Source organism: Nocardia tengchongensis, from assembly GCF_054781395.1.
In genome coordinates, this window is the sequence record NZ_BAAGUM010000005.1 from 259279 (window position 1) to 273131 (window position 13853).

A 13853-nucleotide genomic window follows, 5' to 3' on the forward strand; every position below is an offset into this window, starting at 1 on the left:
TGACATTTGGTTTTCGGAACGGATGAGGAGGTTCGACGTGCGCGGTGAGCGCCCGAGCGAAGAACAACTGCGGCGGAACTTCGACGCGATCCTGGCCGATGTGCTGGAGGGCCGCGGCGTGCGCACCGCGTCCGGTCTGGATTCGCCGACCGAGGATGCCCTGTGGGCGATCGCCAAGGCGTACCCGGACGTGTCGGACGACCTGGTGACCGCCGCCCGCGATTCCTTCGCCGGTCAGCTCGACGGCAGCAATGCCGCCCGCTGGCGCGCGGAGCTGGAGCGCAGGTTCGCCGAGCGCAAGCCGGCCTCGGACAGTTAGCGACGATTCCGCGTGACCGCTTCTCGCGAGTTCAGTGAAAACCGTTCTGGAACAACAGATTCCGTGCAGCAGTCCGAATCGGTGACCGCTGCACCCGATTCCGGCGCAGCCGCGCCCGATTTCTCCACCGACAAGGCCGCCGAATACGACGGCCCGGAGATCCACCCGCTTTCCGCGGTTTTGGGCGAGGACACCACCCCGCACGAAACCCCGGACACACCAGCGGAATCCAGCCCCGACGTCGGCTTCAGCCTGTCCGTCGAGGAACTCGACGTCCCCGAGCGCGCGCGCCGCCTCGCCCACCGCATAGCCGCCGAACTGCAGGAGCTGGCGCCGGAGGGCTGGACCCGGGTGCGGGCCGCTTTCGCGCTGGCCGCGTCCGGCCAGCGTTCGCGCATCCTCTACTCCGACCACGACCAGCGCCAAGCCCTGGTGGCCTCGACCGACACGATCATGAGCCTGGTAACCACCCACCGCCGCCTCTCCGCCGAACTCGGTGACCCGTGGTGGCGACTGGAATTGGTCCTCACCTCCGAGGGCGCGCTCAGCGTCGACCACGATTACGGCGACGACCCCTTCCCCGATGATCAGCTGTTCTCCCCCCAGGAGTACCTCGCCGATCTCGACGCCTTCCCCCGGGACTCCCTCCCGGTCTGGCTGGCGGCGTACGTCGGCCACGACAACCGCCAGTCGCGCACCCCGCGTCAGGCGGCGACACAGGCTCGGGCGGATCGCGAATCCGGTTATCTCCCGGTGGTTTCCGAGGACGACTTCCCGGACTTCCCGCTGTTGTGGTCGCGCTGGGCCGCCATCGCCGCCGCGTTCGTGGCGGTCGGCTCGGAGTGGGGCCCGCGCGTGCTGCCGTCCTTCGGCTGGTTCGAGGGTTCCCGCCGCTCCGGTTCCTCCCTGTACGAGCTGCCCGGCGGCCGCGCCGTGCTGTCCGGCGGCGTCTGGAACGCCCCGGAGCTGGACGTGGCCTACAACGGCAAGACCCCGCTGCCCCGCCTGTACGCGGGCGCCCCCGAATGGGTGGCGAACCCGGTGCTGAACACCCGTGCGGGCGGCGGCCTGCTCAGCTTCTGCTACTGGTGGGAGCGCGGCCGCTGGTACCGCGGCGAGTCCCCGTCGGCCGCCGATGTGGCGGTCGCGGTGCCCGGCATCTGGACCGCCGCCACCGTCGCCGACGTGATCTTCGACCTGCTCACCGAGCACCCCTCGGAGGAACTGCGTTCGGCTGTCACGAGTTTCGTCGATGCCGCGCAGCGCCGCGATGTCACGCACGCCCAGCTGTACGAAGTCTTCGGCGACGCCGCTGATCTGGACGCCGTGCACTATCAGTTGGCGTTGGCGGGCGTGGCAAGGCGGGGTCCGGAGCCGATTCCGCAGTCCGAGGCCTTGGAGATCGTGCGCCATCACCTCGCCACCGAGGGCATCGACGCCGCCGCCTTTCCGCCGGATCAGCTACGCGCGGACCGGCTTACAGTCGGCTGGCTGGTGTACGTTCCGGTGGAGCCGCAGGAGGTCGTGCTGGATCGCGCGCTCTTCTACGTCGCCGATGACGGCGTGGTGGAGGCGGCCACCTCCAGCACCCCGCCGTCGGTCTACCTGCCGGGGTTCGAACAGCGTTTCCGCCAACGGCATTCGTAGTGGGATCGCGGCCGGCGAGTGGAGTATCGATGGGTTCGGGCCTTATCGTCGGGATGTCGCGCGAGTTGGGAGTGAGACGTGGGCAATGAACGCAACAACACGAACAATCCTTGGCCGGGGCTCGTTCCGCAGGCCCAGGCGGACACACTCCAGCTGAGCCGCGGGGCGGCGCTCGAGGGCGCGAAACTGGCTGCGATCGCGGCGAACGCGCTGATCTTCGCCAAGAGCTACCAGGAGCTTCTCACCCAGCACAAGGGTTTCAGCGACAACAATCACCTGGAACAGATCCTGATGTTGAAGGTCCGTTTCAATGACCAGGGCGGCAGGCTGGGCGGGATCCTGGATCACTACATCGAGCTCGTGAATGCCATGGCCGACACCATGATTCAGGCCGACAAGACCTACGATGCCCACGAGGAAGACGCCGCGGCCAAGTTCAATCGGCTCAAGCACGACGCCGACAGCGCGGACACCGACCCGGCGAAGCCCGCCATGCAGCGCGGCACGATCCCCGATCTGCCCGGGGATTCCACGCCACGCCTCGACCAGGACAAGAAGGGCCATCCGGCGCTGTACGACATCGCCCACGAGGCCGGGCATTACGACGCGATCGATCCGGAGAACCCGTTCGGCCACGACAGTCTCGAGTGGTTCTACCTGGCGGGTGAAGGCATGAACCCGCAGCTGGTGGCCGATTTCGGTGCCACCTGGAAGAAGGTCGCCGAGAAGATCGACAAGAGCTTCGGCGCACTGAACAAGCAGCTCGTCAAGATGGTGAACGACAAGGAGTGGACCGGTGCGGGCGCGCAGGGCGCCATCGACGCCGCCAACGCCTTCAAGGATCAGGCGAGCGAGCTCACCGACGACCTGCGTGCGATGGCATCGAATCTGACCTACGTGTCGGGCTGGCTGGAGAACACCAAAGTCATGATGCCGCGCAACAAGCCGACCGACTTCGACTACGACCACTACCAGCGCATGGAGAACATGATCAAGGCCGCCCAGCTGGCCTTCCAGCACTGGTACGTGCCGGGCTTGATCGGGGCGAGTCAGGCGGTCCCGAAGCTGTCCGACGCGACGGTCGCGAAGCCCAGCCTGGATGCTCCCAGCCGGCGTTCGGATCTCGGTGGCGGTGGCGGTCAGAACAACGGCAGCGTGAAGAACCGCCTCGGCGACGCCAGTATGCCGAATTTCGGCAACATGCCGAACAACAAGACCAACCCGAATGGCGCCAACCCCAACGGGACGAATCCCAACGGCACGAACCCGAACGGCACCAATCCGAACGGGACGAATCCCAACGGGACCAACCCGAACGGCGTGAATCCCAACGGCACCAACCCGAATGGGACGAACCCGAACGGCACCAACCCCAACGGAACCAATCCCCAGGGGAATCCGTCCGGCACCAACCCGAATTCGAACACCGGCCAGTCCAGTCAGGGCATGTCACAGCTGTCGAGCGCGCTCCAGCAGGGTATGCAGGGCCTGACGAGCCTGCAGTCCACCGACCAGCAGAAGAAGCAGCAGCAGGAGCTGAAGGACAAGCTGAAGGATTCGCCGCTGGCCGGCATGCCCAACCTCGAGGACCTGAAGAAGGGCCTCGGTGGCGGCGGGGGCGGTGGCGGCGGTGGTGGGGGCGGTCCCACCAAGCCGGCCGAGCTGTCGCGCTTGTTCCCGCGTGCCGCGGTGGAGTCGCTGGAGGCCAGTGCGAGCGGTGTGGCTCGCGCGGGCATCGCGGCCGGTCCCACCGCCGCGGGTGGCATGGGCGGTGGCGGTATGGGCCAGATGGGTCATGGCGCGGGCGGGCACGGTGGCGCCGGCGGCAAGGAGCACAAGCGGCCCGAGTTCCTGGATTCCAGTGAGCATCTGGATGCGGCCATGGGCACCGCGCCGATCGTGGCCAAGCCGGTGGTCGAGGGCTGATGCTGCGGTCGTGGTCGTTCACCGATGTCGAGTTCCTGGTGTTGTGGGAGGAACTCGGCGAGGAGCTGTTGCCCGAGCCGCTGTTCTTCACCAGCCGCGCGCCGCTGTGGAGCGCGTTCCAGGACAGCAGGACTCGTGCCCGCGACGGCCTGCGCGATCGCGATCCGGAGCTGGCGGAGGTGCTGCGCGCGCTGCGCGCCCCCGATGTCAAGGTCGAGTTGCGCGGCTGGGACGGCCGCGATCGCCGGTCGCGCGGGTCGGGTATTCGCGCCGTCGGGGTGCGTTCCGGTGACGCCGGGTATCTGCTGGTGCAGCAGCCCGGCGAAACAGCCACGCACGTAGCGGGATTCACGATCACCGAGTTCTGGGCCTCGGAGTTGGCCGAGCAGGTGTTGCGCCTGCTGCCCGACGTCGAGGCCGGGCACGGTCGCGAGGTGGTGCTGGCCGAGTCGGAGGACGCGGCGACGACCGACTACGGCTTCGGCCTGTCCCCGGCGCACGAAACGCTGGAGGGCGGTGTCGTGGACCGCGCCGCGGATTTCCGGGCCGCCCTGGCGTCTGCCCAGGGCGTCATCGATGTGGTGCAGGGCCGTTCGCGTTTCGGCCCGCGCGGCATCACCCGTCATCACCTGGAGTGGCGTGACCTGGAGGCCGACGGCCGCTACCTGATCACCGCCGATCTGCCGCCGGTGGCGGTGCCCGCCGATCGCCGTCGCCTGGTCGCCGCCGTGGACACGCTGATCGCCGAGGTGCTGCTGGCCGTGGCCGACGAATGGGAGGTAAACCAGTGACCGGATCCGATTTCCCGACCGAGTTCACGCTGTCCTCGCGCACCGGCGCGATTGTGGTCACCACTACCGAACAGGGCCTGCCCCGGGCGATTTCGGTGGAACGTGATCGCCTGCGGGAGGATCCGGAACTGCTGGCGGCCGAGATCCTGCGCCTGTGCCGGCAATCCGCGGCCCGCGCCGGTATCGAGCGCCGAGCCCAGTTGCAGGCGGCCGGGCTGGCCCCGGAACTGCTGGCGCTGACCGATCTGCCGACCACCGAGGAGGTGACCCGGCAGGAATACGTCGAGGAGCAGGAGTACGAAAGCGAGCCCGACAGCTGGTTGCGCCCGATCTGAAGTCCGATGAATTATCCTGAGCCGGATGAAATATACAGTGTGACAACCTGATCCGATGGACCGCCGATAACCTGCGGAATACTCTGTGTTCACCGGGTGGTTCACCAGTTCGTGAACTCTTCGCTATGCCGGGCGAATCCCCGCTCTGTATAGTTCTATTCGAAATGATCTTCCTGATGGGGGTTTCATGAGCCATCTCGTTGCCACACCGGACGCGATCCGTGCCTACGGAGAAGCGTCGGCCGCCATGGCCACCGTCGTCGCGAGCGCCGCCGCGGTCGACCAGGTCGCCACGGTCACGGCTTTGGTGCCGGTGTTCGGCCTGATCGGCCAGGACTTCCTGCTGAGTTACGCGGGCGCGCAAGGCAATCACCTGTCGTCGGTGGCGGAGCTGGCCGCCGTGCACGCGGGCACCGCCGTCACCGCCTACGAGGCCGCGGCGTCATACCAGGCCACCGACGATGCCGCCGGGGTCGACTTCCTCTCGCTGTCGCGGGACCTGTGAGCACGCCCTTCGACGAGGGCTCCATGGGGTCCGCGCAGGCCCTGCCCACCGCGGCCACCGGCCAGTCGGTGGCGGATGCCTTGCGCGACACCGCTTTCGCGCCGCTGCTGGACAGCCCGGTGGCCGAGGTCCTCCAAACCCTGGGTCTGCCCGCCCTCCCGCAGCTCCCGGCGATTCCCCCGCTGCCGGACATGCCGCCGCTGCCCACCCTGGATCTGACCGCCCTCACCAAGCCGCTCACCGATCTGGCATCGGCGTTCGGCACCGGGCAATTGGGTCAGGGGCTGGACGCCTCCCAGATGCTGTCGGGCGTCTCGACCGCGTTGCAGCAGGTCATGTCGATCGCCCAGTCGGTGATGTCGCTGGCGAATTCGAATTCGTGGCAGGGCGCCGGCGCGACCGGCGCCGCCGAGAAGGGCACCGCCGCCCAGGGCAACGCCTTGGAGTTGGAGGCCCAGAACGGGCACCAGAAGACCGTGATGGCCGGCGCGGCGTCGTCGGTGGCGGTCGGCGGGGCCATGATGTCGGCGATCATCACCAAGTTCGTCACCGGTGTCACGGCGGCGGCCCCGTTCATCGGCACCCCGCCCGGGCAGGCGTTCCTGCTGGCGCTGGCCACCGAGACGGCGTCGGAGGCGACCGCGGTGGTCGCCAAGACTCGCACCGAGATGACCGTGCACAGCGCGAACATGACCACGGCCGGACACAAGGTGAAGGTGACCGAGGCCCCGAAGGGCGTCGACGCGATGTCGCAGGTGTCGCAGCTGCTGGGCATGATCTCGCCGCTGAGCAGTGCGGCGAGCAGCGGCGTGCAGCAGTTGCAGCAGCTTCAGTCGATCAGCCAGAAGTCGGAGATCCAGGCCACCCCGGTCGCCGAACCGGTTGCCACGCTCGAGGATTCGGCCGCGCTCGGCGGCGGTGGCGGCGGCGGGCTCGCCCCGATGGGTGGCCTGCCCACGGCGCCGGCCCCGCTCAGCCAGCTGTCCAACCCCCGCACCATGAGCGCGACCACCGCGCCACCGACCCCGGTGCCCACACCGCTGCCCGCCACCGGCGCGAGCGGCATGGGTGGCGGCATGGTGCCCCCGCCGATGGGCGCCGCCGGTGCGGGCGCGCACGCCGGTGACGCCGACGAGGAAGTGCGCACCAATCTGGTCACCGCCGAGCACGGCGACGAAGTGGTGGGCGAACTGGGCTACACCGGTGTGCCGGTGGTCGGCGCGGTCGGCACCAACGGCCCGCGCCCGGCGCCGTGATCGTGTCCGTCGCTGCGGCGCGGTAGGATTCGCGCGGAAAGGGAGGGATGATGAGCGAATTCAACTTGGGCGGTGTGCGTTTCGACGCGGACGCGGTGCTGGCCGCCGCCGCCGGCCTGGAAGCCATGGCGGATCGCCTGGAGACCGCGCTGGGGGCGGACGCGCAGGCGTTGACCGTGCCCGCCGCGGGTTCCGACGAGGTCTCGCTGGCCGCCGCCGACACGCTGACCGCGGTCGGTGCGTCCTTCGTGACCGAGACCGGTGGCGGTGTGGACGAATTGCGCAAGCTGGCCGCGGTGGTGCGCAACCAGGTGGCGGCCTTCGGTCAGGTCGAGACCGACAACTCGACCGACTTCACCAACCTCTGATCGGGGGATCAGTCCGATTCGCGTGAGCGAGATTCCATCTCGCTCAGCATCTGGTCCGCCTGCGCATGCCACCGGGCGGCGTTGCTGCCGTCCAGTTGGCCGGCGAAGGCTTGGCGCGCGGTCTCGACGAGATCATCGGTGGCATTCGGGTGCGCGCGGGCGATGGCTCGGAGTGCGGTCCGGGTCTCCTCGTCGAGCCCGGTCGAGCTGCGCAGCCCCTGTCCCGCCAGGGCGCGGGCCAGCATGTTCTCGAAGTTCAGCTGCAGTTGTTCCTGGCTGGGACGGCCATGTCGCACGTCCGTCTCCTTCTGCTTCGGCGTCCGGGCCATCGTATCGGGCCGGTCGTTGTCCCCGCGGCTCGAGTCGCCCGGGCTTTCAGAGCTTGAAGTGCCGGGGATCGCCGGAGGACAACTGCCAGTCGTCGGCGAGCAGTGCGTCCAGCGCCGCCTGTAGCAGCGCGTGCTCCGCGCTCCCCGCTTCGAGCCACCGTCCCCAGTTCACATCGAGCGTGAGCACCAGGATGCTGTCGAACCAGATCCTGAAGGTGACCGGCGGCAGGTAGGGGGCGGCGTCGGGGAGCGGGCCGAGCCAGGTGGTTCCGTCCGCCTCGGTGGTCACGGGGAGGTTCAGGGTGTCGTCCCACAACGTGACCGGGAGGTTGTCCGGGTTCGGCGATTCGTCGGTCCGCAGGAAGCGGGTCGCCGTACCCAGCGGGGCGATACTCTCGAACATCACGAAATACCCTGGCGGGCAAGTGATCGTATTCAGCGCCTGCCGGTAGGTGCCGGTCAAGGCCGCATCGGTGAGTACCGGAAACCGGGTGACGACAGCCGGATGCGGGCCGTCGCCCTGCGGCACGGTCGTATCCGCCCGCAGGACTTCCCAGTACTGATCGGATGGCTGCGGGTCGTCCACATTGATGTAGGTGTCGTCGATCGCGCAGGTGAACCAGAGATCGAAGCCCGTGGGGCGCACGACATTCGCCAGATGGTCACGCACTCGCAGCGCATCCGCGAACAACACCTCGGAGCTCTCGACGTCCGCGGGAAAGCCGCGTGTGAAGGTCAAACTCTCGCCATGCGGCCGATACTCGCTGAAACCGATCACTGAACCTTTCTCCATCCGTCACCGCCTCGGACGATCTGCCCCAGGAGGTTGCCATTCTCGTCTACGAAGGTGACGGCATCGAGGTTCGGCATGTTCGGGTGCAACTTCTTGTTGACGTTGAAACTCTTGGCCAGCTCGTCGAGGAGGTTGCCGGTCTTGCGGACGTTGCCGTTCGGGTCGACGATTTCATAGTCCCAGCCGTTCGCGCCGAACCGCCGTTCGTTGCCGCCGCCCAGCGGCTGAACGCGTCCTTCCGGTGGGTTCGCGGGCATGACCACCGTTGTCTCGGCGGACGGTGTCCGGTTCGGCACCGGCGCTACGGCCTTGTCCGCGCCGTGCAGTGCGGCGCCGTGCAAGCTCGATGACTGCTCGGGCAGCTGCTTCATGCGTTCGATCTCGACACGTCGCTCGACCGTCGTGGACCCATCGCTCGTGGTGCGTTCGACGAGGATGTCGAACGACTTGTCACCGGCTACACCGGGATTGAACCGTACTCTCAGCTCCGGGTCGTTTTCGGCCTCGCGGGACAAGCGGTCGAGTTCGGTGAGCTCGGCGGCCTTGTCGAGAACCTGGTCCGTGTCGCTCGCTCGGGCTCGCGGGGCGGTCTCTCCCATCCAGTCCTCGAGCCCTCCCACATTGCCGCCGTCGACTTCGCGGTTCACCAGATCCGTGAACTTCTGTGCCAGGTCGGGACGCCCTGCGCTTTCGAGCGCGCTCACAATGTCCTGGGCGTCCTGGTGGAAGTTCCCTTGGTATCCCGCGAGCGGCTTGATCGGCTCGGGCGCCGGTGGGTTCTCGCCGGGTCCGGCGACATCCTCCGGGCGGGGCAGCAGATGCTCGTGGTTCTGCTCCACATACTGGGCGAGCGCCGCGTCGTGCTCCTTGAACGACTGCCACGCTGGACCCCAGTTCTCCTGGTCTCTCAGGCCGATGTTGTCGACGAGTTCACCGAATTTGGCACGTAGTTCCGGCAATTCGGGAGCTCGGGCGGGATCGTTGGCGGCCGCGAAGATGTCGTTGATGTGCGCGCGGACCTGTTCGAATTGATCCTTCGGCTGCACGGGGCCGGGTTCGGCTTCCGCGGCGAGAGGCAGGAAGTCACGCGAATAGTCCGCGAGGTATTTCGACAGTGCCGGGTCGTGTTGATCGAACAGCTGCCACATGGCGCCGCGGTTCTCGGAGTCGCGCAGACCGAGACCGTCGAATTGTTCGGCGAACCGCTCACGGAGGTTCGTCAGTTCGTCGGCTCGCGCGGGATCGGCGGCGGCACGATCGATTTCCGCTGCCCGGCCGCGCAGTTCCTCGAAGCTGCCGCGAAGTTCGGGTGTCAGCTCCCGCGGAGCGTCAGGGGGCATCGACCCGGGGTCTGGAGTCGGTTCGTCGGGGATTCCGCGGCGCGCCCTGGGGCGTCTTTCCGGAGGTTCCTGTCCCGTCGGCGTGTGCTCTTCCGGTAGCCCCTGCTGCGTCGCCTCCCAGAATCGGCCGCTCACATTGCGTTTGAGTTCGGTGCTGAGCGCCGCCTCCTCCGGGTGCATGGCCCGGTTCTCATCCTTGGCCAGCGCCTTGAAGTCGCGTTGCACCTCGTAGAGCGCGTGCTCGTAGCCGGCGACGGCGTCGATGTGGCTCAGATGCAGGCGCAGTTCGGCGATGTGGCCGTTCTCCAGCTGGACTTTCATCTGCAGGTCGCGGTACCCGGAGGGCGTGGGCCGGTCGAAGCGGTCCTCGAATTCGACGATGCGGACCCTGGGGTCGTTCTCGATCATCTCGAGCGCGCGGTAGGCGTCGGAGACGTGGTCGAAGACGATCTTCGCGCCGACCAGATCGGTCAATCGGGAGACGTCGCCGTCGTATCCCTTGATCTTGTCCCAGGCCCGGGTCTCGTCCTTCGGGGCCGCGCGCCAACCGGGTGTGCCCTCGGTCTCTCGCGCGATGTCCCGCACGACGTCATTGAGCGCGTCCTGCGAAGCCCGCCAGATGTCGTACTGCTTCCGCAGGAACTCGCGCTGGTATTCCGGGTCTTCGATTCTGCTGTAGTCGAATTCGGGCTGCCGGCGGCTCGATGCGGGCACGTCGCTGACCGCGTCCCGGATCTCGTGCGACATCGCACGTTCCGCCGGGGTCAGCGGTGTCGGCTCGATGTGGACCGGATCCGCCAGCACGGCTTCGGGTCCGCGCTCCGCGACCGCCTCGACGGCATCGTGCAGGACGGGCAGACCATCGGGGTGGGTGAGCAGTGACGCCAGCGTTTTCGGGCGTGCCAGCAGCGAGTGTTCCAGGTGCTCGTTGCTCCGGAGCAGTTCGGCCAGCTCGGGATGCTGTGGGAGTAGATCGCGGATGACGGTGCTGACCGGTGTGTCGACACCGTTTATCGAGGTGGTGACACCGAGTTCGTCCGCGCGATCCAATGCGGCCGAGACTCGGGGCTCCTCCAGACAGCTCTCGACATCGGGTGCGGAGTGGCCGCCGGTCTCGGGCGATTCCGGTAGGGGAGCGGCGGCAGGACCGTCGCGCTCGCCATTCGGCTCGGATGAACTGGCAGACTTACCCTTTCGTGGGCGCGGATCCTGGACCGCGTCGTCGGGGCGATGCCGGAAGCCGTCCGGGGTGCTGCCGTGGTCGCGGGCGCTGTCGAGGAGATGGTGGTACAGGACCCGGGCGGGCTCGGTGGCGCCTTCGCCGTGATACTCGACATCGGTGAACGCCTCGGCCACGGCCTCGGGGGCATCGAATCTGCCGTGCTCGTCGAAGCTGTAGCCGCTGAGCTGATCCAGCCACTCGTGGAACGCGTCCTTGTCCATCCCGCCGCGGGTGGCCTCGAAATACTCCGCCAACGCCCTGTAGGCGTTCACCTCCGCGTGCTCTTGGGACTCGATGGCGAGCACATGCCCGAACTCGTGCACCAGGGTCGAGTGGATCGGGCGGTCGGCCGATCCGGGGACCAGATGGCCGTCCGCCTCGTCTTCCGCGATCTCGCGGGCCATCCGTTCGGGATCGAGCGCGTAGTCCCGGTCCAGGACCACCTCGTCGGTGTACATGCGGCCCGACGGGCTGTGCCCTTCGAAGGTGGCCGCGTAGGTGCCGGGGTCGCCGATCGAGTCGATCGACACCTTGCGCAGCTTCACGTCCGGGTAGCGGGTCAGCATCTCGTCGATGGCGCGGGCGAACTCGCGCGCTACTTCCGGGTCGAGTCGCGGGTGGTCGAACCCCGACACTTCGAGGCCCCACTTGTCCGCCAGTTCCTTCGCGACCTCGCCACTGTCCCGCTGTGACCACTCATCGTCTGGTCGAGGTGACCAATCACCTTCTGTCGGAGCGGGTTTGGACGGGTCCGCCGGTGTGTGGGGATCCTGCGCGGCGAGGGGTTTCGAGTCGTCGTGGGCACGGGCCCGCGAGCCGTCACGAGCATCGGACTTCACCGCGTCGGGGGAATGCGCCTTGCCCTCATGGCTCCCCATCTCGCCCGGCATCGGTGTCACGACGAGAGCGGGCGCGATGTCGTGTGCCGGGGAGTCCGTGGGCGCGTGCGTTTCCGGCGCCGCGCCGTTGCTGTCGGGGCGCCCGCTGTCTCGGTGTTCGTTCTCGCGCTGAACCTCTGCCGCCGGCTTCTCTTGCGGTCCCCGCTGGGCTTCAGGCTCTTTCGGCGTGTGCTCGGCGCGATCCGGTATCGAATCCTCGGGCCGGGACCCGTCGGGCGCGGGATCCCTCCGCGATGGGTCCGCCTCGGGTGACTTGCCCGTGGGGCCGGTGCGGTCGGCCTGCTTCCCTGCCGGAGACTCCGTTTTTGCGTTGGATTCCGTTGGAGCTGCGCGTGTTTGGGTGTCAGATACTGCTTCCACGGGCCGGGCCTCGGGAGCACGGCCCATCGGTGCGGCTCTGTCCTGGGCGCCCGAGACGACATTGCCGCGATGGTCGGTCGCAGCCGTCGCCGCGCGCGGCCCCTCTCCGGCCTGTGGTGCGGGAGTGCCGGCACGCGGTGCGGCCGCGTCGGCCGGCTTGGAGGTTGTCTCGCTGAGCTTGGGGCCCGGCTCGCTGGTCTTCGGGCCCACATCGCCGAGCTTTGTACCCGTATCGCTGGGCCTTGTGCCGGTATCGCCGGCTTTCGGCCCCGCGTCGCCGGCTTTCGGGCCCGCATCATTGACTTTCGCGCCCGCATCACCGTTCCGCGAACCTCCGTCGCCCGCAGTCGATGCAGTGGTCTGGAGATCATTGCGCGGGGCTTCGGAAGCGGGCGCGGCTCGCTCCCCGGTGCCGGCATCGGCCGGTTCGTGGCTGACCGGTTGTTCGGACGCCGCAGCGGGGTGAACATCGTGCTGCGCACCATGTTCGGGCTGTTCGCCCGCCACCTGGACCGCCGGTGCGGGGGCGCGGACCTCCGGTTCGGGGGTGTGCGGGGCACTGCCGTCCGGACCGGTCCTGGTCGGGACTGCGGTGTCGCCGGGAGCGCCGTGGCTGTCTATTCCATGGTTCGCCCCGCCGCCGACGCCCATGGCCAGGCCGCCGATCAGCATCTCGGTGTGGAACGTCTTGTCGACCTTGCTCCAGTCGCCGCCGTTGTCGTAGAGCTGGGTCGCGAGTCCGGTTCCGTACATGCCGACGGCGCCTATTCCGCCGCCGACGCCGCCAGCGATGGCGCCGCCCAGTCGCGAGGGGAGCCGCGTATCCCTCAGGAGATCCCCGACTTTCGCGTGGAACGGCGCGCCGACGGCGCCACCGACGCCCCACTGGAGACCGGTCTGGAAGGTCTGCTTCAGGTTGAAACCGTCGTCGCGGTGGCCCTCCAGGATCTGGATGAACTGCGTACCGGCGTCGAGCCCGGCCCCCATCGCGCCGGCGCCGAGGCCCGCGACGATGGACTTGCCGCCGTACTGCAGGGCGGTGTTGAGCAGCGGCTTCGTCGCGAGCTTCTCGGCGAGCGGTGCGACGACCTTCTCGGCGAGCGGCGCGGCGAGCTTTTCGCCCAGTGGCACCGCGATTTCGCGCAGCAGCGGCTGGGCGAGGGTCTCCAGGGCGGCTCGGGCGCGGAGCAGTCCGATCCGCTCCATGACTTTTTCGGCGAAGATGCGCAGGGTCTCTCGGGCGGTGAGCAGCACTTCCGGGACGAGTACCTCGCCGAACAGGGTGATGCTCAGCTGGAGCACCGTGTACAGCGTGAGCAGCGCGAAGATCTCCGACTGGATCTTGGCGTACTCGATTTCCGTTGCGGTGGCGCGCGTATCGTGGCCGAGCTGATTCAAGCACTCGACCAGCTTCTGGACGGAGTAGTCACTGCCGTCGAAGAGGGTCGCGAGCTCGGCGCTGACTTTCGCCGCGCCGTCGCTGTCGTAGAACTGGGGCAGCCGGCCGGTGACGGACCTCAGATCGGGTTCGAGCTTTTCGAGGTCGGCAGCGGCCTTCTTCCAGGCGTCACCCAGATCGAACAGCGCATCCTGATCGCCCTTCGGATAAGACATTCCGAAGTTGAGGGCCGACATCAGCCAGTTCGGTAGGTGGTCTCCAACCCAGGTCCATCCGGACACTCATCGGCCTCCACTTCGCGGCTGATCGTAAGGTCCGGGCTCCCAACCGGATTGGAAGATTCTCCGTGTCACCCTACCCAGAG

The 13853-nt window shown here is 68.0% G+C and carries 11 protein-coding genes; 8 read left to right on the forward strand and 3 right to left on the reverse strand.

Translation table 11 applies throughout. From position 1 onward, the window contains the following. Positions 1-37 precede the first annotated feature (37 nt). From ACYVKL_RS09765 to ACYVKL_RS09800, 8 genes are all read left to right on the forward strand, one after another. Positions 38-319 (forward strand): hypothetical protein, encoded by a 282-nt coding sequence (locus ACYVKL_RS09765; RefSeq protein ID WP_379168508.1) that lies wholly within the window; start codon positions 38-40, stop codon positions 317-319. A gap of 81 nt (positions 320-400) precedes the next feature. After that, a complete protein-coding gene (locus ACYVKL_RS09770; RefSeq protein WP_379168510.1) occupies positions 401-1966 on the forward strand; it encodes a hypothetical protein in 1566 nt (521 codons plus the stop codon). 78 nt (positions 1967-2044) lie between these two features. Continuing rightward, positions 2045-3892, forward strand: a complete 1848-nt coding sequence (locus ACYVKL_RS09775; RefSeq protein ID WP_379168511.1) for a WXG100 family type VII secretion target — start codon at positions 2045-2047, stop codon at positions 3890-3892. Continuing rightward, the gene (locus tag ACYVKL_RS09780; RefSeq protein ID WP_379168513.1) at positions 3892-4683 is read left to right on the forward strand and encodes an ESX secretion-associated protein EspG; all 792 of its coding nucleotides are present in this window, start codon (positions 3892-3894) and stop codon (positions 4681-4683) included. The genes ACYVKL_RS09775 and ACYVKL_RS09780 overlap by 1 nt, the downstream gene beginning before the upstream one ends. Continuing rightward, complete coding sequence (locus tag ACYVKL_RS09785) at positions 4680-5018, forward strand: hypothetical protein (RefSeq protein WP_379168515.1); 339 nt, start codon at positions 4680-4682, stop codon at positions 5016-5018. The genes ACYVKL_RS09780 and ACYVKL_RS09785 overlap by 4 nt, the downstream gene beginning before the upstream one ends. Positions 5019-5205: 187 nt before the next feature. Beyond that, positions 5206-5523 carry a type VII secretion target gene (locus ACYVKL_RS09790; RefSeq protein WP_379168517.1) on the forward strand — a complete coding sequence of 106 codons (318 nt, stop codon included), beginning with the start codon at positions 5206-5208 and terminating at the stop codon, positions 5521-5523. Next, positions 5520-6779: a hypothetical protein gene (locus ACYVKL_RS09795; protein WP_379168518.1), complete on the forward strand. Its 1260-nt coding sequence runs from the start codon at positions 5520-5522 to the stop codon at positions 6777-6779. The genes ACYVKL_RS09790 and ACYVKL_RS09795 overlap by 4 nt, the downstream gene beginning before the upstream one ends. 50 nt (positions 6780-6829) lie before the next feature. Beyond that, positions 6830-7147, forward strand: coding sequence for a PE family protein (locus ACYVKL_RS09800; protein ID WP_379168520.1), 318 nt, complete (start codon positions 6830-6832; stop codon positions 7145-7147). Positions 7148-7155: 8 nt separating this feature from the next. Here ACYVKL_RS09800 and ACYVKL_RS09805 read toward each other — a convergent pair whose 3' ends face one another. The 3 genes from ACYVKL_RS09805 to ACYVKL_RS09815 form a co-directional block, all read right to left on the reverse strand. Beyond that, the gene (locus tag ACYVKL_RS09805; RefSeq protein ID WP_379168523.1) at positions 7156-7443 is read right to left on the reverse strand and encodes a hypothetical protein; all 288 of its coding nucleotides are present in this window, start codon (positions 7441-7443) and stop codon (positions 7156-7158) included. A gap of 79 nt (positions 7444-7522) precedes the next feature. Continuing rightward, positions 7523-8215, reverse strand: a complete 693-nt coding sequence (locus tag ACYVKL_RS09810; RefSeq protein WP_379168524.1) for a hypothetical protein — start codon at positions 8213-8215, stop codon at positions 7523-7525. A 35-nt stretch (positions 8216-8250) separates the two neighbouring features. Then, a complete protein-coding gene (locus tag ACYVKL_RS09815) occupies positions 8251-13725 on the reverse strand; it encodes a WXG100-like domain-containing protein (protein WP_460771669.1) in 5475 nt (1824 codons plus the stop codon). Positions 13726-13853: the final 128 nt, after the last annotated feature.